21 protein-coding genes are annotated in these 20,527 nt (G+C 65.7%); 11 read left to right on the top strand and 10 right to left on the bottom strand.

Going from position 1 to position 20,527, the window contains the following annotated elements; translation table 11 throughout:
- Positions 1 to 7: 7 nt before the first annotated feature.
- On the top strand, positions 8 to 1,492 hold the full coding sequence (locus tag NP80_RS05790; protein ID WP_006404074.1) for an efflux transporter outer membrane subunit: 1,485 nt from the start codon (positions 8 to 10) through the stop codon (positions 1,490 to 1,492).
- A gap of 241 nt (positions 1,493 to 1,733) precedes the next feature.
- On the opposite strand, the gene NP80_RS05785 is transcribed toward NP80_RS05790, so the two are convergent.
- Positions 1,734 to 2,636, bottom strand: a complete 903-nt coding sequence (locus NP80_RS05785; RefSeq protein ID WP_006404075.1) for a LysR family transcriptional regulator — start codon at positions 2,634 to 2,636, stop codon at positions 1,734 to 1,736.
- A 444-nt stretch (positions 2,637 to 3,080) separates the two neighbouring features.
- Here NP80_RS05785 and NP80_RS31680 point away from each other — a divergent pair, with 444 nt between their 5' ends.
- The 3 genes from NP80_RS31680 to NP80_RS05770 all read left to right on the top strand — a co-directional run bounded on the left by NP80_RS31680 (position 3,081) and on the right by NP80_RS05770 (position 5,896).
- On the top strand, positions 3,081 to 3,446 hold the full coding sequence (locus tag NP80_RS31680) for a pirin family protein (RefSeq protein WP_226823163.1): 366 nt from the start codon (positions 3,081 to 3,083) through the stop codon (positions 3,444 to 3,446).
- A 169-nt stretch (positions 3,447 to 3,615) separates the two neighbouring features.
- A complete protein-coding gene (locus NP80_RS05775; RefSeq protein ID WP_006404078.1) occupies positions 3,616 to 4,569 on the top strand; it encodes a LysR family transcriptional regulator in 954 nt (317 codons plus the stop codon).
- A 175-nt stretch (positions 4,570 to 4,744) separates the two neighbouring features.
- Entirely contained in the window at positions 4,745 to 5,896 is a 1,152-nt protein-coding gene (locus NP80_RS05770; protein WP_006409473.1) for a DUF4382 domain-containing protein, read from the top strand.
- Positions 5,897 to 6,154: 258 nt separating this feature from the next.
- On the opposite strand, the gene NP80_RS05765 is transcribed toward NP80_RS05770, so the two are convergent.
- Together NP80_RS05765 and NP80_RS05760 are read right to left on the bottom strand one after the other, a co-directional pair.
- A complete protein-coding gene (locus NP80_RS05765; protein ID WP_006409471.1) occupies positions 6,155 to 7,369 on the bottom strand; it encodes a chromate transporter in 1,215 nt (404 codons plus the stop codon).
- 13 nt (positions 7,370 to 7,382) lie between these two features.
- Positions 7,383 to 8,354 carry a chromate resistance protein ChrB domain-containing protein gene (locus tag NP80_RS05760; protein WP_035946262.1) on the bottom strand — a complete coding sequence of 324 codons (972 nt, stop codon included), beginning with the start codon at positions 8,352 to 8,354 and terminating at the stop codon, positions 7,383 to 7,385.
- A gap of 180 nt (positions 8,355 to 8,534) precedes the next feature.
- Between NP80_RS05760 and NP80_RS31675 the strand changes: the two genes are divergently transcribed.
- A complete protein-coding gene (locus NP80_RS31675) occupies positions 8,535 to 8,834 on the top strand; it encodes a hypothetical protein (protein ID WP_035946240.1) in 300 nt (99 codons plus the stop codon).
- Between the two features lie 13 nt (positions 8,835 to 8,847).
- Here the strand turns inward: NP80_RS31675 and NP80_RS05750 are convergent, their stop codons facing one another.
- The 4 genes from NP80_RS05750 to NP80_RS05735 form a co-directional block, all read right to left on the bottom strand.
- Positions 8,848 to 9,060, bottom strand: a complete 213-nt coding sequence (locus tag NP80_RS05750) for a hypothetical protein (RefSeq protein WP_006404084.1) — start codon at positions 9,058 to 9,060, stop codon at positions 8,848 to 8,850.
- Between the two features lie 190 nt (positions 9,061 to 9,250).
- Positions 9,251 to 9,436 carry a hypothetical protein gene (locus NP80_RS31670; RefSeq protein ID WP_223852662.1) on the bottom strand — a complete coding sequence of 62 codons (186 nt, stop codon included), beginning with the start codon at positions 9,434 to 9,436 and terminating at the stop codon, positions 9,251 to 9,253.
- A 199-nt stretch (positions 9,437 to 9,635) separates the two neighbouring features.
- Positions 9,636 to 9,875: a hypothetical protein gene (locus NP80_RS05740; protein WP_006404087.1), complete on the bottom strand. Its 240-nt coding sequence runs from the start codon at positions 9,873 to 9,875 to the stop codon at positions 9,636 to 9,638.
- Positions 9,876 to 10,038: 163 nt separating this feature from the next.
- The gene (locus tag NP80_RS05735) at positions 10,039 to 10,770 is read right to left on the bottom strand and encodes a TetR/AcrR family transcriptional regulator (protein ID WP_006409486.1); all 732 of its coding nucleotides are present in this window, start codon (positions 10,768 to 10,770) and stop codon (positions 10,039 to 10,041) included.
- 332 nt (positions 10,771 to 11,102) lie between these two features.
- On the opposite strand from NP80_RS05735, the gene NP80_RS05730 reads away from it, so the two are divergent.
- The 6 genes from NP80_RS05730 (at position 11,103) to NP80_RS05710 (ending at position 17,173) form a co-directional block, all read left to right on the top strand.
- The gene (locus NP80_RS05730) at positions 11,103 to 11,762 is read left to right on the top strand and encodes an O-methyltransferase (RefSeq protein ID WP_006409468.1); all 660 of its coding nucleotides are present in this window, start codon (positions 11,103 to 11,105) and stop codon (positions 11,760 to 11,762) included.
- Between the two features lie 85 nt (positions 11,763 to 11,847).
- A complete protein-coding gene (locus NP80_RS05725; protein ID WP_006404093.1) occupies positions 11,848 to 13,017 on the top strand; it encodes a zinc-dependent alcohol dehydrogenase in 1,170 nt (389 codons plus the stop codon).
- Between the two features lie 15 nt (positions 13,018 to 13,032).
- Positions 13,033 to 13,269 carry a hypothetical protein gene (locus NP80_RS28890; protein WP_006404095.1) on the top strand — a complete coding sequence of 79 codons (237 nt, stop codon included), beginning with the start codon at positions 13,033 to 13,035 and terminating at the stop codon, positions 13,267 to 13,269.
- Positions 13,270 to 13,274: 5 nt separating this feature from the next.
- Complete coding sequence (locus tag NP80_RS05720; RefSeq protein WP_006404096.1) at positions 13,275 to 14,705, top strand: cryptochrome/photolyase family protein; 1,431 nt, start codon at positions 13,275 to 13,277, stop codon at positions 14,703 to 14,705.
- A gap of 239 nt (positions 14,706 to 14,944) precedes the next feature.
- Positions 14,945 to 15,193, top strand: coding sequence for a hypothetical protein (locus tag NP80_RS05715; protein WP_006404097.1), 249 nt, complete (start codon positions 14,945 to 14,947; stop codon positions 15,191 to 15,193).
- 330 nt (positions 15,194 to 15,523) lie between these two features.
- Positions 15,524 to 17,173 carry an ATP-binding protein gene (locus NP80_RS05710; protein WP_006404099.1) on the top strand — a complete coding sequence of 550 codons (1,650 nt, stop codon included), beginning with the start codon at positions 15,524 to 15,526 and terminating at the stop codon, positions 17,171 to 17,173.
- 215 nt (positions 17,174 to 17,388) lie between these two features.
- Here NP80_RS05710 and NP80_RS05705 read toward each other — a convergent pair whose 3' ends face one another.
- From NP80_RS05705 to NP80_RS05695, 3 genes are all read right to left on the bottom strand, one after another.
- Complete coding sequence (locus NP80_RS05705) at positions 17,389 to 18,327, bottom strand: MBL fold metallo-hydrolase (protein WP_006404101.1); 939 nt, start codon at positions 18,325 to 18,327, stop codon at positions 17,389 to 17,391.
- A gap of 79 nt (positions 18,328 to 18,406) precedes the next feature.
- Complete coding sequence (gene dmpG / locus NP80_RS05700) at positions 18,407 to 19,450, bottom strand: 4-hydroxy-2-oxovalerate aldolase (RefSeq protein ID WP_006409488.1); 1,044 nt, start codon at positions 19,448 to 19,450, stop codon at positions 18,407 to 18,409.
- Positions 19,447 to 20,409 (bottom strand): acetaldehyde dehydrogenase (acetylating), encoded by a 963-nt coding sequence (locus tag NP80_RS05695; RefSeq protein ID WP_035946244.1) that lies wholly within the window; start codon positions 20,407 to 20,409, stop codon positions 19,447 to 19,449. Before NP80_RS05695 ends, dmpG begins: the two co-directional genes overlap by 4 nt.
- Between the last annotated feature and the right edge of the window lie 118 nt (positions 20,410 to 20,527).

Genomic DNA, 20,527 nt, shown 5'->3' with positions numbered 1-20,527 from the left:
ACCCGCGATGAAGCCTCTCTTCCCGCCCCGCCGCCCTGCGCTCGCGCTGTGTGCTGCCGCGTGCCTGCTCGCCGGCTGCACGGTCGGCCCCGACTACCGCGGTGCGCCCGCCGCGCCCGACACGCCGACCTTCGTCCGCGCGCCGGCAACCGGCATCGACGCGGGCACGCCCGTGCCGAGCGCATGGTGGCATGCGCTGCACGATCGTCGGCTCGACGCGCTGATCGCCGCCGCGCTCGCGCACAATCCGGATCTGCATGCCGCACAGGCGAGATTGCGCGCCGCGCGCGCACAGCTCGCGCAGCAGCGCGCGGCCGAACTGCCGAAGGCGTCCGCCACGGTCGCGGCGATCCGCATGCGCGAGCCCGACGTCAGTACACTCGGCGCGCTGTTGCCGTCGAACGGATCGGGCCAGTCGGGCAGCGCACCGGCGACGCTCGGCACGGGCCCGCTGCAGCTCTATTCGGCCGGCTTCGACGCGACCTGGGAAATCGATCTGTTCGGCGGCACGCGGCGCGCGATCGAGGCGGCGTCCGCGCAGGCCGACGCGGTCGACGCGGATCTGGCCGACACGCAGGTGTCGATCGCGGCCGAAGTCGCAACCGCGTACGTCGATCTGCGCGACCGCCAGCAGCGTCTCGCGCTGTCGCGCCGCACCGCCGAACTGCAGCAGCAGATGCTCCAGCTCACGCAGCAGCGCCGTGCGCGCGGTGTCGCGGCCGACGCAGACATCGAGCGGCTCACCACGCAGGTCGAGAACACACGCGCGTCGCTGATTCCGCTCGATGCGCAGGTCACCGAATCGCTCGACCGCCTCGCGATCCTGACCGGCCGTGAGCCGGGCACACTCGATGCCGAGCTGTCGACCGAGGCAGCATCGTTGCCGACGCTGCCCGCGTCGGTGCCGGTCGGCGATCCGGCCGCGCTGCTCAAGCGCCGCCCGGACATTCGCGCGGCCGAGCGGCGGCTCGCGTCGAGCAACGCGCAGATCGGCGAGCATGTCGCCGACTACTTTCCCAAGGTGACGCTGCTCGGCGATCTCGGCTTCAGCGCGACCGATCCCGCCCATCTGTTCCGCAAGCAGAATGCGTCGTGGATCGGCGCGCCGTATCTGCAGTGGAACATTCTCGATTTCGGCCGCACGCGCGGCGCCGTGCGTGCGGCCGAAGCGGCGCGCGACGAAGCCGATGCAAACTATCGGAAGGCCGTGCTCGGCGCGCTGCAGGACGCGAATACCGCGCTGCAGCGCTACGGGCACCAGCGCGACCATGTCGTCGCACTGACCAAGGTGCAGGCATCGGCCACGCATTCGGCGACGCTGATGACCGAGCGCTATCGCGCGGGCGTCGCGTCGATGATCGATCTGCTCGATACGCAGCGCGAATCGCTCGCGGCGCAGCAGAACGTGATCGCGGCGCAGGCGGAGCTGATCAAGGACTACGTGTCGGTGCAGAAAAGTCTCGGGCTCGGCTGGGAGGCGGGCGACGCGTAGCGCATCGGTCGCGCGCGCGTCGTACGCCGGTCACGGCACGACCCGCGTCGACATGGCCGCGCGGATCCGGCACGGCGCGGTTCCTCTCGCCTGCGCCCGTCTTTTCGTTCGCCGAGCCAGAACAGTGCGTTCGATCCATGCATGCTAGCAACGCGGGGCGCTTCGCATAAGCTGACAGCCCCGACGCGCAGCGATCGATCAATCGTCTGACGTTAAAGGCGAAGACGACGCGCGCGTCGCGTCACGGTTCGTCGATCCGCTCGAACGCGTCCGCAAGAAAATCGACGAGCGCGCGCACCGCAGGCAGCAGTCCGCGACGCGACGGAAACACCGCGTGAATGATGCCGCTCTTCGGCGCCCATTCGGGCAGCACACGAACCAGCTCGCCGCGGCGCAGTTCGTCCGCGACCATCATCAGCGGCAGTTGCACGATCCCGGCGCCGGCCACAGCCGCGTGCCGCAGCGAGATCATGTCGTCGGTTACGAAGCGCGGCGTATGGCGTACCGCCGCGTGCACGCCGTCGGGCCCGTCGAGCTGCCACGTATGCTGCGGCTGCGCCGGCCCGAAATCGAGGCTCGGCCAACCGTCGAGATCGGCCGGCATCGCGACGGTGCGATCCCCGATCAGCGCCGGGCTCGCGAGCAGGCACCACGCGCGCTCGCCGAGCACGCGCATCACGAGATCGCTGTCCTGCAGCGGCGGCGGCCGCACGCGAATCGCGAGATCGATGCCTTCGCCGACCACGTCGACGACACGGTTCGTCGCTTCGAGATGCACGGTCACGCGCGGCGTCGCGGCCATGAACTCGGCAAGCATCGCGCCGATTCGCGCGTGCAGCATCGCGACAGGGCACGTAACGCGCACGATCCCCTGCGGCTCGCCGGTGATCCGGTCGATCGCCTGCTGCGCGGCCTCGACCTCGACGAGCATCGCCTTGCAGTGCGTGTAATAGCGCTGGCCGACTTCGGTAATCGAGAACCGCCGCGTCGAGCGCTGCACGAGCCGCACGCCGAGCCGCGCTTCGAGCATCGCGATGCGGCGGCTGAGCGTCGATTTCGGGATGCCGAGCGCGCGGCTCGCCGGCGCGAAACCCTTGTAGTCCACTACCTGCGCGAAGAAATAGAGATCGTTGAGGTCCTGCATCGGCCGCGCCCATCGTTCCATAAACGGGACAGTGAGGATAACGCGCACCGTCTACCGGCGCAAAACCGCCGCGTCTACGCTTACGCCGTGTCGAACCTCTACGGTCGTGTCGCGCCGATGATCAAACCCGTTCTTGCCGTATTCAGCTGCAGCGTTCCGTCCGTCGATGCGTCGGGCCGACAGGTGCAGACGTTTTTCTCGTCGCGCTCGCTCGGCGGCCATCTGCGGCCCTTCGGCCGGCTCGACTGCATGCGTTCCGGCGAGCCGCCCGCAGCACGCCGGCACGCCGCACCGGCGCCGGCGCCGGCAAGCGTGAGCTGGTACCCGAGTGCCACCGATGCGCGCGATGTCGCAACGTCGGCACCGCTGCTCACGCTGACGTTCGAGTCCGCAACGCCGAACGGCGCTACCGGTCGTCGCGACGCACGCATCGAGCGCGCCGCGGTGCCGATCGTGCCGCTGCCCGGCGGCGGCCGCATCGGCGTGATCGCCGGCGCGTGTCGCGGGCGGACCGGACCGGTCACGTGCGTCGGCGCCGCCGACATATGGGACATCGCGCTGCCGCTTCGCGCGAGCATGCCGCTTCCGGCCGACGCCGGCGATCGTGCGGCGATCGCGGTCGTCGACGGACGCGTTCGTATCAACGGGGAGCTCGACGTCCATCCGATGCATCTGGTCGTGTTCGCCCGTGCGGGCCATGACGCGAGCATCGACGCACTCGCGCCGTCGACGCTGGTGTTCCTCCGTGTCCGTTCCGCCCGCCCGGCACGAAACGGCGCTTGGACAAGCGGCGCGGAGAACCTACGATGAATCCACGAGGACGTGGGATTTCGGCCGTACCGCCGCTTCACGTGATGCGCTGCGACATGTCGCGATGGTCCGCTCCCGCATGCGCGGGTTGCGCGATCCGGCACGTTCGATCGTCGACGCGCGTCGTTGCGCAGCCCAACCATCCTTGCCAGAGCCACTCATGAAGTCCTTGAACAACGACGACATCCACGCGTTCCTCCTCGCGGTCGAACAGCAGAGCATCACAGAGGCCGCCCGCCGGCTCGGCCTGTCGAAATCGGTGATCAGCAAACGGATCAGCGATCTCGAACGCCTGCTCGGCGTGCAGTTGCTGATGCGCTCGACCCGCAACGTCGTTCCGACCGAAGCCGGCCAGATCTTCTACGAAGCTGCGTCGGAATCGATGCGCCGCCTGCTCGAAGTCGCGGAAGACGTCGCCGAGCGCTCGCACGGACTGTGCGGCGAACTGCGCATCACGTCTCCCGTGAGCCTCACGCGGCTCTGGCTCGGCCCAGCGATTGCCAAATTCGCGGCAGCGCATCCGCACCTGCGTGTGACGGTCGAAACCGACGATCGCGTGGTCAACATCGAGACCGAGCGCTTCGACGTCGCGATCCGCGCGGCGCGCCTGCCGGACAGCACGCTGATCGCACGGCGGATCGGGTCGTGTGCGCGCGTCGTCGTATGCAGTCCGGATTACCGCGCACAGTACGGCGAACCGCATTCGATCGAGCAGCTGGTCGGGCACAGGTGCCTGAACTACAGCACAGCGGCGCCATCCGTCACGTGGTCGTTCAGGGCGAGCGGCGCCACGGGAAAACCGCGCGTGGTCAGCCCGCGCAGCGTGTTCCTGTCGAACAACGGCGAAACGCTGCGCGACGCAGCAGTTGAGGGAATCGGCATCGCGATGCTGCCGATATACATCGCGGACGAAGCGCTGCGCGACGGGCGCCTCGTGCGCGTGCTTGCGCACGAGGCGCCGCAGGACGAGGTCGTTTATGCGGTCTATCCGCGCAGCCCGTTCACGAGCAACAAGCTGAAGCAGTTCATCGAGCACGCACGCATCGCGTTGCTCGATCCGCCGTGGGGCCGCCGCGACGATAACGACGCCCCCGCGAACATCGCGCCTGTCGACATGGTTTGACGGCGCAGTGCGCGTCGTGCGCGCGGCGCATACGTCGCAGCCACGCGCGTGCAGTGGCGTGCGCTTACCGTTCGATGCAAAAGTTACGCCCGGTTGCAAACCTGACCACCTCGACCCGAGCGACGGCGCTATGCTTCGATCCACCCACAATAACGTCGAACGGGGGAACAACCCGATGAACGGCCTCTCGAAAGCCACGCTGTGCGCAGCACTGATCCCCGTCGCACTGGCCGGGTGCGGCGGCGACGACAACGGCCCGCAGACCGGCACGCTGCATGTCGCAATGACGGACGCGCCTTCGTGCGGGTTCGAACACGTCTACGTGACCGTCTCGCAAGTCCGCGTCAACGCGAATCCGAATGCGAACGACAACGATGCAGGCTGGTCGACGATTTCGCTCGCGACGCCGCAGAAGATCGATCTGCTATCGCTGACCAACGGCGTCCTCGCCGATCTCGGTCAGACGGCGCTGCCCGCCGGCCAATATCAGCAAGTGCGTCTCGTGCTCGCGCAGAACCAGGGCAATAGCCTCGCGAACTCGGTCGTACCGAGCGGCGGCACCGAGCAGGCGCTCGCGACGCCGAGCGCGACGCAAAGCGGTTACAAGATCATCCAGCCGTTCACCGTGCAGCCCAACACGCTCGTCGATCTCGTGCTCGACTTCAACGCGTGCAAGTCGATCGTCCAGCGCGGCAATGGTTCGTATGCGCTGAAGCCAGTCGTCACCGCGATTCCGACCGTCGTGAGCGGCGCGATCTCCGGCTACGTCGCGGCGGCCGAAGCCGGTGCAACCGTGTACGCCGAACAGGGCGGCAAGGTCGTCCGCGGGACGGTTGCCGACAGTTCCGGGAAGTTCGTGCTGTCGCCGCTGATCCAGAGTTCGACTCAGGGCAACTACGACGTCGTGATCGTGCGGAGCAATTTCGCATCGGGCATCGTGCGCTCGGTGCCGGTCGTCGTGAAGACGACCACGGCCGTATCGGCATCGGACGCGCCGATCGCGCTGCCGGCGTCGACGATGGGCGCCGTCAGCGGAACGGCCACGCCGAGCGCCAACGCGTTCGTGCGCGCGCTCCAGACGATCGATGCGAACGCATACGAAATCACGTCGATCAACGCAAACCAGGATACCGGCGCGTACTCACTGTCGGTACCGACCGCGGCGCCCGTCGTCGGCACCTACACGGGTTCGCTGCCGGTCGCGCTTGCCGCCGCACCGACCGCCGCCGCACGATATACGATCGAAGCGGACGCGGAGTCCGGCGCGACGCAGTCGGCGAACGTCGATGCGACGGCGAATCCATCGAACGTCAACTTTTCTTTCTGACGACTCTGCCTCATTGTCGGAAGGGCCGCGCGGCCCTTCCGATCTTCACCGGAGAACGAAGTGAAAAAACAGATCATCGCGCTGCTTGCCGCAGCGACCGTGGCAGGCCTGCTCGCCGGCTGCGTCGCATATGTGCCGGGGCCGCCCGTTGTCGTTGCGCCGCAAGGCGGCCCGGGGAACGGTTTCTGTCCGCCGGGACAGGCAAAGAAAGGCAATTGCTGAACGCTAGAAGGCCCGCATGCCGCGGGCCTTCTGCTTTCACGGGTGAAGCAGCGGATAGACGACAAGTCCAATGACCGCTGCGCCCGCAACGATCGCCGGCTCGGGCAGCTTGCGGAAGCCGACCAGCAGCGCAACCGTCGCGAGCGCAAGCAGTACGGTCGGCACATCGTAGATCGACCGGCGCGCAAGCACGATCACCGCCCCCGTAATCGCACCGACCGCCGCGGCCGTCACGCCGTCGACGAACGCGAGGATCGACGGCAGCTTCCCGTACTTCTTGAAGTAAGGCGCGGGCAGGATCGTGAACAGATAGCACGGCAGGAATGTGGCGGCCGCCGCGACACAGGCGCCCGGCAGTCCCGCGACGAGATAGCCGATGAAGCCGACCGTGATCACGACGGGCCCCGGCGTGATCATCGCGACGGCGACCGCGTCGACGAATTGCCGCTCGCTGAGCCAGTGATGGTCGGTCACGACACCGCCATACAGAAACGGGACGATCGCGAGCCCGGAACCGAACACGAACGCCCCTGCTTTCGCGAAGAACGCGCCCAGCTGCATCAGCAGCGGCCAGCCGACCATCGCGGTCGCGCCGGCGGCGCCCGGTAGCACGGCGGCCGACACGATGCCCGCGGAGCGGTCGCGCAACCACCGCGGCGGCGCGCGCCGCAGCCACACGACGACGCCCGCCGCGACGAACAGCCATGCCGCCTCCGATTCGGTCACGACCGTCACCGCGGCCGTGATCAGATAGATCGCCCAGAGCAGCACGTCGCGGCCGACGCATTTGGCCGCGAGCTTGCGCGCACTGACCGCGATGATCCCGACGACAGCCGCGCCGACGCCGTAGAACACGGCATGCATCCACGCAATGCCGCCGAACGTCGCGTACGCCCAGCCGAGCGCGACGACCATCAGGAACGACGGCAGCACGAACGCGAGGCCGACGAGCGTCGCGCCGAGAATGCGGTAATGCACATAGCCGAGGTAGATCGCGAGCTGCGCGGCGAGCGGCCCCGGCGCCAGTTGCGCAAGCGCCAGCCCTTCCTTGTAGTCGGCTTCCGCGAGCCATTGCCGCGTGTCGACGAGGTCGCGCCGCATGTAACCGACGAGCGCGACCGGGCCGCCGAAACCGAACGTGCCGAGCCGCACGAAATAGCCGATCATCTGCGCCAGCGTGTACGCCGGGCGGTCATGGGGGGCCGGAGCCGGCGGCGCGTCGCACGCGTCGATTTTCGGAAGCCTGTTCATGGAAGCCTGCCCGTCATGTCGATGAAGCGCGCGTGCCGTGCGCATGGTGCGCATACAGCGAGTCGAGCACCGTACTCATTTCGCGCAGCAGCGCGTCGTCGTCGGGCAGCCGCATGCGCGCGCCGGCGAGAATCGCCTCGAAGCCGCCCGCTTCCGGCGCGGTCGTCCCGCCGACGTCCAGCGCATGCACGAGCGCCGCGATGCGGTTGAGCGCGCGATCGTCGTCGAGTCCGAAGCTCGCGAGCAGCACTTCGAACGACACGAGGCCGCCGACATGCGTAAACGTCGCGCCGTCGAAGTCGAAGCCCAGCGCATCCGCCGGGCAGTCGGCCGGATCGTCCAGCCACAGAAAGCGCGCGTGCGGATCGATGAATCGCTGAATCAGCCATGCGCATGCGACGCGGTCGGCCCACAGACGCCGGCGCGTCGCCCAACGCTGCCCCTGATGGCGCGAACGGTCGCGGCGCGCGATCGCGCCCGCCGCCGGATGCGGTTCACCGGCCGACAGACGGGTTTCGATCGCGGCGGAAAAGTGTCGCCACTGCACATCGGCGGCGCCGGCCGCGTCGTCGGGAAAGAAATCGATCTCGCATATCGCGCGATAGCTGCGCGCATGGCGCCGCTTCAGGCGCGCGAGATCGTCCGCGCCGAGGTTCGCGAGCATGTCGTGCGCGTTCTCGAGTTCGGCGCGCCATGCGGCAAAATCCGCGCGGCGATCGAACAGCGCACGCAACGCGCGGTTCTGCTCGGCATCGCGGGCGACGATGTCGAGCAGCCACGACTGTCCGCCTTCGCGGCGCGCATCGTCGGCAAGCGCGCGAAGCTGCGACGCCTGCTCCACATGCGCCGGCAGCAGGTACGCGCCGTCACGCAGCGCGGCGCAACCGATGGCCTTCAACGCGCGCCAGATTCGCATCCGCGCGGTCGCACCGGAGGTCGGCAGGCTGACGATCAGCAGCAGCCACGAATCGAGGGCAACGTTCATGGCCGCAGCATAGTCGCACGTCGCGACCGCTTCAATCGTGTAGAGATCGCTACGTTTTTGCGCCGCGCCGGCCGGCGCGGCGTGCGCATCGGTAGCTTCCCTGATCCGCATCCGGGCACATACCGATATGATGCGCGTACGCATCGCCGGCGCCTCCCTCCACTCGAACGAGGAGCACAGATGACCCGTGCCTACACGTACCGCGGCTACACGATCGATGTCGACTGCGAGTTCAGGCTCGACGAAACGCCGGACGCCGACACGATGGACGACGCGCGATTCGGTTTCGTCGCGGTCGTCCAGGTACGCGCCGTCGACACGCCGTCGCGCGTGCTGGCGCCGATCCGGCTCGCCGACGACGGCGGCCGATTGTTCACGGACAGCCTCGCGGCGCTCCGCGCGGGCCGCCGCGCGGGCGAGATCCTCGTCGACGACTTGCTGATCGGCACGTGCGCCGCCGATAGAGCGGCACGCGGCTGAACTGCCGCGTCGCTCAGTGCTGGCGCTTTCGCCGCAATTCGTGTGTGGAATAGACCGACAGGAAGATGCCGAGCATCGCGACACCGGACGCGACGAAGTCGTTGCCGGCGGCCGCGCCGTGCAGCGCGCGCTGGAACAGGTCGAGACTCAATCCGACACCTGCGAGCAGCAATCCTGCGGCCACACCCCACGCGGCACCCGTAGCTTTCTCGTTTATATTTTTCATACGACATCCATCGGCAAACGTTAGCGGCAGCGCGCTCGTGAGCGGCGCACCGCCGTGATCGGATCCACTATATCCGCTAACCAATCGGCCGCGGTTAAGTGCTTTTCCCAATAACGGATTGCGAATGGTTGCGGTCGTCATGCACCGGCGCCGCGCGACGACGCAGGTATGGATCGCGTCGCGCGGTCCGTCAGACTTCGGGTTGCCGAACGCTTGCCGACGGCGCCGGACTGCACGCGCCGTAGCGCGCGACGGCCAGCTCCTCGACGTAGTCGCACGCGGACAGTTCCGAATCGAACGACTGCCCGTTCGCATGCCGGATCGAATCCAGATACGCGACGTCGACCGCACTGCCGACACCCGAACGCGTCGTCACGCGCATGCGTCCGACATAGCCCGCGACTTCTCCGGTTTCGTGTCGAACCGCGATCGCGGTAATGAAGACTCTGTATATCCCGATTGCAAGAATACGTGGCATCCCCGGCCCTCCTCCATCGGAGCGTAGCACGGGCGTTCTACAAGAAAGCTCGGGGGATGTCCCGATTTGCGGCGCAATGCCGTTTGCGTTCGGTCGATCAGCGAGATCGCAGCCGCTCGAGCTGCTCGATCGACGTCGACACGACGTCGACGACGTGCTGGGCGATGTCCTCGTCGGACATTCCCGATTCCACGTACTGCCGAATACTCATCGTTCTCGGACGGTGCGAACGATGATCTTCGTCGACGATGTAAATCTTTGCCGTCGATTCGTCGGGCAGTACGACGACCTGGACAGTTTTACCGCGGACGAGCGCCTGCATGCACAGGGTGGACATATCGGATCTCCGTTTCCGTTGCCGCGTTCTCGAATGACAATGATAGTTTCGGGAAGCAGTTTGACAACCTTCCCGGCCATTCATTATTAATTGGAAACAATAGATCGCAATAGGGGCTTTCTACGGGGCGTGCCTGCGGCCGAACGCTCGACGCATGCGACGCTCAAGCCCGCGGCTTGTGCGTGCGCCGAAGCGCGCGAAGGTAGGCGCACAGCATGTCGGCGAGTTCGTCCGCATAGGCATGGATCTCCGCACGCGTGCGGCGCACGCGCGAAAAATTGCTGCCGACCGAACCGAGCGTCGTCGAAATCAGGTCCGTCGCCAGCGTGCGCGTCGCATCCGGCACGGCCGGCAGCACTTCGGCCATGAACGCATCGATCATCCGGTTGCCTTCGGCCCGCGCGCTGCGCGCCTCGGGACTGTCCCGATAGAGCGGCGCCGCGTCGTTGAGCGCGCTGCGAACCTCCGCCTCGTCGCACTCCGAGCGCAGGAACGCATGCACGAGCGTGCGCAGCCGATCGAACGGCGGCGTACGCGTGTCCTGCAGAATGTCGCCGAGCATCCGCGTCGTCTGCATCCATTCGTCGGCCTGCAGGCGAAACAGGATCGACGCCTTGTTCGGAAAGTACTGATAGACAGAGCCGACGCTGACGCCCGCCTTCTCCGCCACACGCGCGGTGGTGAAACGTGCGGCGCCCTCCTTCGCGAGAACCTGTGTCGCCGCTTGCAGGATCGCGCCGACGAGTTCCGTCGAACGCGCTTGCTGCGGCTGCTTGCGAAAGGCGATTTGCGTGCGTCGGCGTGTGGTCATGATCGTCGTGTGCGTGAGTGCATCGCGCGGGGCGTCGATATCGGACGGTGTGGCGCGTCCGCGAATGCGAATGATTGTTCGCATACTAGCGCGGTATCGGTTTCCTGCTCAATCGTCCGTCAAGCAGACGCCTCGGCGTTGCCTCATCGCGCTTTGCCGGCAACACCGCCCCGGATTTCCTGACCAAAAACCTGAGCCTTCGCCTCTGCTTCACGTCGCGCGCTGCACGCGAACTACGCTGAAACGGCGTATTGCGCGGATTTTTCGCGATCTCAACGCGTGACCCGTCACGCCGCAAATGCGAATCCCAATGCGAATTTCCAATGCGAATGGTTCGTCATATTCTTTGCTCAACGCGAATGATCCTTCGCGTTTTTCTGCCCCGAGCCAACCCCAACCTTTCACGCAGGACATTCATGACGACGACTCTCACCACCGCACCGCTCGCTCCGCTGCTCGACAGCCTGTTCGCGCAGGCCCAAGCCGACGGCAGCCATGCCGTACTGAACATTTCGCGGGACGAACGCGAACGCCTGATGCGCAGCAAGACCGAGTATCGCAGCCTCTATGGCCAGCTCAAGGATTTGTGGCTGCCGGTCTCGCGCGAGACCGGCGTGCTGCTGTATCAGCTTGCACGCAGCACGAACGCGCGCCATATCGTCGAATTCGGCACGTCGTTCGGACTCTCGACCCTGTACCTGGCCGCGGCGCTGCGCGACAACGGCGGCGGCAGGCTGATCGGCAGCGAGTTCGAACCGTCGAAGGTCGCGAAGGCGCGCGCGCATCTGGCGGCGGGCGGTGTCGCCGATCTGGTCGAAATCCGCGAAGGCGACGCGCTGCAGACGTTGGCCGGCGACCTGCCGGAATCGATCGACCTGCTGCTGCTCGACGGCGCGAAGGCGCTCTACAACGACGTGCTGGATCTCGTCGAAAGTCGATTGCGCGCCGGTGCGCTGATCGTCGCGGACAACGCCGACTACTGCCCGGACTATCTGGCGCGCGTACGCGATCCGCACAACGGCTATCTGTCCGTGCCGTTCGGTGCGGACGTCGAACTGTCGATGCGGTCGGTGTGAAATCCGTCGGGCATCGCCCAGGGAACGATCGTTGCTGAGTGCGCATCCGAGGCGGCGCTTCCGCTCCGCCGTCATTGGAGAAAACATGAGAGCACTGCGCTGGCATGGCAAGCACGACGTGCGCTGCGATACCGTTCCCGACCCGATCATCGAAAGCGGCCGCGATGCGATCGTCAAGGTGTCCGCATGCGCGATCTGCGGATCCGACCTTCACCTGTTCGATGGCCTGATGCCGTCAATGAAGCACGGCGACATTCTCGGCCACGAGTTCATGGGCGAAGTCGTCGAGGTCGGCAAGGACAACGCATCGCTGAAGATCGGCGATCGCGTGGTCGTGCCGTTTACGATTTTCTGCGGCGAATGCGATCAGTGTCGCCGCGGCAATTTCTCGGTTTGCGAACGCACGAATCGCAACCGAAGCGATGCCGATCGCGTGTTCGGCCACACGACGGCCGGGCTGTTCGGGTATTCGCACCTGACCGGCGGCTATCCCGGCGGCCAGGCCGAATACGTGCGCGTGCCGTTTGCGGATCGCACACACATCCGGATACCGGACGGCCTGACCGACGAACAAGTCCTGTTCCTCGGCGATATTCTGCCGACCGGCTGGCAGGCGGCGGTGAATTGCGAGATCGAGCCGACCGACACGGTCGCCGTGTGGGGCGCCGGTCCGGTCGGCCAGATGGCGATCCGCAGCGCGCTGCTGCTGGGCGCCAGGCAAGTGGTGGTAATCGATCGCGTTGCCGAACGGCTCGAGATGGCAAAGCGAAGCGGCGCGATTCCGATTCATTTCGAGCAGGAAAGCGTGCTCGACCGGCTCGGCGAGCTCACGCACGGCAAGGGCCCCGAAAAATGCATCGATGCGGTCGGGATGGAGTCGCATGCGACGCGGTCCGCGGACGCGATCTACGACCGCGTCAAGCAGGCGATGATGCTCGAAACGGACCGGCCGCACGTGCTGCGCGAGATGATCTACGTGTGCCGCCCGGCGGGCATTCTCTCGATACCGGGCGTGTATGCGGGCGTGCTCGACAAGATCCCGTTCGGCGCCGCGATGAACAAGGGACTGACATTCCGCATGGGACAGACGCACGTCAACCGCTGGACCGACGATCTGCTCGAGCGCATACGGTCCGGTCAGTTCGATCCGTCGTTCGTCATCACGCATACCGTCCCGCTCGAGAAAGGGCCGGACATGTACAAGGTGTTTCGCGACAAGCTAGACGGCTGCATCAAGGTGGTCATGAAGCCGTAGGTGCAGTGAACGGCGTTGGCCGCGCGCTCGACACCGACACCGTGCGGCCGCTTCGATCGTATCGAGCGGCAGACCGGCGCGAACGCATGCCTGCGCCGTGTCGCGCGACGCCCGGTAAACTGCGCGCTCAACCGATACGACAATGTCTCGATCATGGTCCGATCAGAACCTGCTCCGAAAGGGAAAAACGGCATCGTTAGCGAACAGCCGCCGGGCGACAACGCCTCGACGGCAGGCATGATGCGCGGCTGATCCGAATGTCTGTCGCAATCGTACTGTTTCGCCGCGACCTGCGGCTTTCCGATCATCCCGCGTTGTCGGCGGCATGCGCGCGGCACGATGCCGTGCTGCCCGTCTACGTACACACGCCGGATGAGGACGCGATCTGGTCGCCGGGTGCGGCGAGCCGCTGGTGGCTGCACCACAGCCTGACGTCGCTCGATCGAGCACTTCGGCAGCAAGGCGGGCGATTGCTCGTGATGCAGAACGATCCGACGATCGCCGTGCCGGCGCTCGCACGCGCGGTCGGCGCACAGTGCGTGTACTGGACGCGCCGCTACGAGCCGGCTGCCATCGCGTGCGATGCGGCGCTGAAAAGCGCGTTGCGCGCGCAAGGCGTCGCCGCGCAGAGCTACCCCGGCACGCTCTGGCAGGAACCCTGGAAAGTCGCGACCGACTCCGGGCAGCCCTATCGCGTCTTCACACCTTTCTGGCGCAAGCTGCGCACGAGCTTGTCCGACTGCCATCCGCTACCGGCAGCACGGCCTCGCCGATGGATGACGACGGACGATTCGACTGCCGTCGAGGCGATCGGCCTGCTGCCGCGCGTCCGATGGGACGCGGGACTGGCCGAGGCGTGGCGCCCCGGCGAAGCGGGCGCGTGGGAACGTCTGGCGGAGTTCGTCGACGAAGCGCTGGCCGAATACGGCGACGCGCGCGACGCGCCGGCCCGCATGGGTACCTCGCGGCTTTCTGCACACCTGCATTACGGCGAGATCACGCCGACGCAGATTCTACGAACGCTGCAAGAACGCGCGTCGCGGACGACCGACCGCGATCGGCCCGACCTGGAGCCGTTTCTGCGGGAGCTCGGCTGGCGCGAGTTTGCGCATCATCTGCTCTACCATTTCCCGCACACGACCGACGCCAACTTCGATGCACGGTTCGACACCTTTGCGTGGGCGCCCGACGACAATGATGACTTGGCGCGTTGGCAGCAGGGGCGTACCGGCATTCCGCTCGTCGATGCCGGCATGCGGCAGCTTTGGCAGACCGGCTGGATGCACAATCGCGTGAGAATGGTGGTCGCGAGCTTTCTGACCAAGAACCTCCGCCGGCACTGGCGGCACGGCGCGCGATGGTTCTGGGACACGCTCGTCGATGCAGACCTGGCGAACAACACGCTGGGCTGGCAATGGGTGGCCGGCTGCGGGGCCGATGCCGCACCGTACTTCCGCGTATTCAATCCGTATCTGCAAGCCGCCAAGTTCGACCCCGACGCCGCGTATCTCAAGCGCTGGCTCCCGGAGTTGTCGGCGCTGCCGGCCAACGTGCTGCATCAGCCGTGGAAGCATCCGGCCGCGCTGTCAGCCTGCGGCTATCCCGCGTCCATGGTCGACCTTGCCGCTTCGCGACAAGCCGCGCTGGCGGCGTATGCGCGGCTTTCAAGGCCACGCGGCGGCGCGTGACGCCGTCGTTGTGGCCGTCGCGCGGGCACTGCGCGGGCAAACCCCGATCGCGAAAATCGCCGCCGGCCCGCGCGGCCGCTGGTAGACTTTGGCAGCCCCGGCCGGGCTCGCCGTTTCTTCGGCTTGCGCTCGCCGTGCGTCACGACTTTTAACATCGCGATACGATCACCGGCGGATAATATCGGCGTCAGTCATCGAGTTGCTGAAGTCTCGTCCGGTCATTATCCGACTTGGTCATCATGGAAAATCGTCTGAGCTATGTTCAGGTCACCGCCTGCGCCGAACGGGAGATACAGCATCATCTGATGGCGGCGGCCACGCGTCCGCGCGGCAGTCACGCGGCCGATCTGCATCTCGGCGCGGCCATCGGCGCATTCGACCTGTGGCGCTGCCTCATGACCGAGCTCGGTGCCGAAGGGTTCGAACAAAGTTACGCGACCGACGCACAACGCCTTCAGGCGTCGCTCGGCTCCGCCTCGTCCTCCTGAACGCGCCCTCGTCGGCGCCGTTTTCGTCGCCGCGCCAAACGATTCGAAGCCGACCCGGAAAACCGTAACGCCCCCGTGCCCGGCGCGTTGTCGCGGCCCGACGCGTTCCCGTGACGCGCGGGAAACGCCAGATCGCGCCGATACTTCGGGTCATAATCGGGCTCGCGAAAATCTATCAAAAGATGACGTTATCGCGCGACATCGGAAACATTTCTTCGATATCGAATCGCGCGACTGTCCGACGAACTCGAGGCCACGCAAGCGCAGCTCAAGACGGTCGTCGCCGAATTCGAATCGGCCAATGAGGAACTGCGTACGGCCAACGAGGAAATGCTCAGCACCAACGAAGAGCTGCAAAGCGCGAACGAGGAACTGCTGCTGGCCAAGCAGGAACTCGAGTCGGCCAATCAGGAGCTTGCGTCGCTGAACGACGAGCTGAAATCGCGCAACGAGCAACTCGACCGCGTCAACGACGATCTGAGCAACCTGGTCGAAGGCATCCCGCTACCGGTCGTCGTGCTGGATCGGCAGTTGCGCCTTCGGCATTTTTCGCCGCAGGCGCAAGCGCTGTTCGGATTGCCGGACGACAGCGTAGGACAACCGCTGGCGCAGTTGAACAGCCTGTTCTCGGCGGTCGACCTCGAACGCGTCGTGCAGTCGGCCGTGCAGGGATTGGCGGATGTAGAGCACGAGTATCAGGACAGCGAAGGCCGATGGTGGCTCGTCAACGTGCGTGCCTATCGCACGGCCGACGATCGCATCGACGGCGCCGTACTCGCCTTCCAGGACATCCATCAGCTCAAAAGCGCGCTCGGCACCGCGCAGTCCGCGCAACTCGATGCGGAACGGGCCAATACCGCGAAGGACAACTTTCTCGCCCTCGTATCGCACGAGCTGCGCGCGCCGCTGAACGTGATCTCCAGCTGGGCGGCCGTGCTCATGACGGCAAGCGAGCGCGGCATGCCGACCGACGAGCAAATGAGTCAGCGCGCGGTCACGACCATTCTGCGGCATTGTCAGCTGCAGGCCGAACTGATCGACGATTTGCTGGACGTCTCGCGCATCTCGTCGGGACGGTTCTCGCTCGATTCGAAGCCGGTCGACTTTGCAGCGGCCGTACGCACCGTGGTGGAAAGCCATCGCCCGGTGGCGGCCAAAAAGGACATCATGCTCGCGACGTCGGGATTGCAAAGCCAGGCGGTCGTCAGCGGCGACGCGCGTCGTCTGCAGCAGGTCGCCTCCAACCTGATCGGCAATGCGCTGAAGTTCACGCCGCAAGGCGGCCGCGTGGAGGTCGCGCTGACGCGTCTCGGTGCACTCATCGAGCTCTCGGTCGCCGACAACGGCATCGGCGTCAAACCGGAATTGCTGCCGCGTCTGTTCGACCGTTTCATGCAGTCCGACACCAGTCGCACGCGCCAGTATGGCGGCCTTGGCCTGGGCCTCTCGATCGTCAAGCATCTGGTGACGGCGCACGGGGGCACGGTGACCGCCAGCAGCGAGGGCGAAGGTCGCGGTACCAGGCTGACGGTTCGCATACCGTTGCTGCAGACCGCCGCGACCGAAGAGGGAACCGTCGCTGCTGCACCCGCGGAATCGGCACGGCTCGACGGCCTGTCGGTGCTGCTCGTCGACGACGACGTGCCGGCCCAGGAGCCGTTGGCGCACTTGCTGCGCGGGCTCGGCGCGCAAGTGCAGATCGCTTCCGGTGCGAAAGAAGCGCTCGCTTGTCTCGCTGCCGGCTCTTTCGATATTCTCGTCAGCGATCTCGCCATGCCCGGCGCCGACGGCCATGCACTGCTGCGCGACGTGCGCAGTCGCGAAGGCGGCCGACGGCGCATCTACGCGCTGGCCCTGACGGGCCTCGCGTCGATACACGATCGGGACGCCGCAATTGCCGCCGGCTTCGACGATCATTTGCCGAAGCCGGTGGACGTGAAGGTGCTGCTGGAAAAGCTGTCTCTGGGGCGGGGCAGATAGCCAGCCGACGCGGAGCTACGTCCTCGGCATCCGCCGGCTGCTCGCCGGCAATACAGGTCGATGGTGGCGGCCACGCAGCGGCGGCGCCATCGACGTCCTGTATCGGCCCGCGCATGATGCGTGCGTGTCGATCGACGGAGCCGGTCGGCCATGTCGGCCGTTGCGCATCGACACCGCCGCTCCGCGTCCAGTTCATCGAACAACACCGCGCCGGGCTAGAGTACTGTCGATATCTTCTCTGAACCGATAAATCGAAATGCGTAGCCACGCCCCTCGCGGCAAATGAACCCCGCACACGGATAGGGAAAGTGCGCCGGCAAAATCAGCGTATCGGTGTCGGCATGGGCTTCGAAGAACGCTCGCCTGGATCGACGCGATTGTTCGGGATCGACACAAAACCTCGTGCTCCAGTCCGGATTTTCGAATTGCAGCGCCGTATGAAACAGGTCGCCGGAAATAATCGCTCGCTCGCGATTGCTTTCGATGCAGACGCCGACATGACCGGGCGTATGTCCGGGCAGAGGAATCAAGCGAATGGACGAATCGATGACATGTCGCGAATCGACCATATCGGCGAGTCCGGCGTCGAAAAGCGGCAATACGCTGTCGCCGATGTAGTCGCCGGTTCTCTCCAGCGGCGATCTCGCCAGCTCGCTCGACCAAAACTCGAATTCCTCGTTGACGAACAGGTAGCGCGCGTTGGGAAACGTGGGGCGCCACCTGCCGTCAGCGTAGTAGGTGTTGCAGCCGACATGATCGACGTGCAGATGTGTGGAAAGCACCCTGTCGACGTCCTCGACGCGGATGCCGGCCGCCTGCAGCCGGCTCAGCCAGCCGAAACGGGCTTCATTGAATTCGACTCGCGCCCTGGCCTTGCAGTCCCCGACGCAAGTGTCGACCATCAGCGTGGTACCGTCGCTTTCGATCAGAAAGCCCTGGATAGCGATGACCAGCCGCTCGCTGCCGACGTCGTAGAGCTTGCGATCGGTGCTAAAGACGGATGCCGATACGGACTGCTCCGTCGCGTCGGGATAGAGTTCTTGCCATCGCAGCAGCGGCGCGACCGACTCGGCGATGACGGTCACTTTGACTGCACCGATATTCAACCGATAGACCAGCGGTTGATGCTGACGAGAAGCCGACAGGGTTCGCATGGTGATTCACCAGAATCGAGTCGCAGTCACTCGCTGCGACTGTGGAAGAAACACAAGGCAACGCCGCCGCCACGACGGCTCACTGCGCATCGCTCGTGGCCGGCTGTCGCCGCTTTAACAGATCCAGCGCGACATCGACGATCATGTCTTCCTGGCCGCCGACCATCTTGCGTCTGCCCAGTTCGACCAGAATGTCGACGGTCTTCAGCCCGTATTTGCTGGCGGCGACTTCCGCATGACGCAGGAAGCTCGAATAAACGCCGGCGAAACCGAGCGCAAGCGTTTCGCGGTCGACACGTACCGGCCGATCCTGAAGCGGCCGGACAAGATCGTCGGCCGCGTCCATGAGCCGGTACAAATCGCAGCCATGATTCCAGCCCTGTCGCTGTGCCGCCGCAATGAATACTTCGAGCGGCGCATTGCCCGCGCCTGCGCCCATGCCGGCCAGGCTCGCATCGATGCGATCGCATCCCTCCTCCACGGCAACCAGCGAGTTGGCCACGCCGAGGCTCAGGTTGTGATGCGCGTGCATTCCGGTTTGCGTGTCGGCTTTCAATACCGCTTTGAGGGCACGGAACCTGTCGCGGATCTCGTTCATGCCGAGCGCACCACCGGAATCGACCACATAAACGCAGGTGGCGCCGAACGTTTCCATCATTTTCGCCTGCTCAGCGAGCTTCTGCGGGGTCGTCATGTGGCTCATCATCAGAAAACCCACCGCGTCCATACCGAGTTCGCGCGCAAAGTCGAGATGCTGGCGCGATACATCGGCTTCCGTGCAATGCGTTGCCACGCGCACGACGCGTGCGCCTGCATCGAACGCCTGCCGTAGATCATGGGTGGTTCCGATGCCGGGAATCAGCAGCGTGGCGATCTTCGCCCGCTTGACGCTTTCCGCAGCGGCTGCAATCCACTCGACGTCGGTATGGGCGCCGAATCCGTAGTTGAAGCTCGATCCCTGGAGGCCATCGCCGTGAGCGACCTCGATGCTGTCGACGCCGGCATCGTCGAGCGCTGCGGCAATCGCCCTGACATGGTCGATGCCGTATTGATGACGGATCGCATGGCTGCCGTCGCGCAGCGTCACGTCCGAGATGTAAAGCTTCTTTTCTGCTGAAGTCATTGCGTCGTCTCCTTGAAGCCGCGAGCGATGCCGGCGGCCATCCGGCGCCGGGCCATCATGTCGCCGCAGGCGAGTGCCGCCGACGTCATGATGTCGAGGTTGCCTGCATACGAAGGCAAATAGTGCGCAGCGCCTTCCACCTCGAGAAACACCGATGTCTTCAAGCCGTGCCGCGGCCCGATGCCCGGCACGTTGAGCGGCCTGTCCGGCGGCACCACGTCGAATTGCACCGACTGCTTCAGGCGATAACCCGGGACGTATTCCTGCACGCGTCCGACCATCTCGGCGATACTGGCCTCGACAGCCGCCGGCTCCGCGTTGTCCGACAGCACGAACACGGTGTCGCGCATGATCAACGGCGGCTCCGCCGGATTGAGAACGATAATCGCCTTACCGCGCTCGGCGCCGCCGAGCTTTTCGATCGCGGCCCGCGTCGTTTCGGTGAATTCGTCGATATTCGCGCGCGTTCCCGGGCCGGCGGACCGGCTGGAGATCGACGCGACGATCTCCGCGTAGTGCACCTTGGCCACGCGCGAAACAGCGGCGACGATCGGAATCGTGGCCTGCCCGCCGCAGGTGACCATGTTCATGTTTGTCGCGTTTTCTGCTTCCAGATTGATCGACGGGATCACATACGGGCCGATCGCGGCAGGCGTCAGGTCGATCACCTGAACCCCGTGCGCCTGCAGCAGTTCATTGTGACGTCCGTGCGCGCCCGCCGACGTCGCATCGAAAACGATATCGATTTCCTTGAATACATCCAGCCGCAGCAAGCCGTCGATGCCATCCGCCGTCGTCGCCACGTCCATGCGCGCCGCCCGCGCCAACCCTTCCGAATTCGGATCGACGCCGACCATGGCGCCCATTTTCAGATGCCTGCTGTTTCGCATTATCTTGATCATCAGATCGGTGCCGATATTGCCGGGACCGATGATCGCGACCTTCACCCTGTCATTCATCTGCGACTCCCCAATGTGACTGCACGGCCAACCGAACGGCGCTGTCCGCAGGTAGTGCGGGCGGCGACACGCCAGCCGCACCGGATGCTCAATTCGACTATCCGCAAGCGTGCGCGAG

The sequence above is a fragment of the Burkholderia multivorans ATCC BAA-247 genome (assembly GCF_000959525.1).
Classification (GTDB): Bacteria; Pseudomonadota; Gammaproteobacteria; order Burkholderiales; family Burkholderiaceae; genus Burkholderia; species Burkholderia multivorans.
The sequence above is the reverse complement of the archived record's forward strand: the minus strand, read 5'-3'. Positions and strand labels throughout refer to the sequence as shown.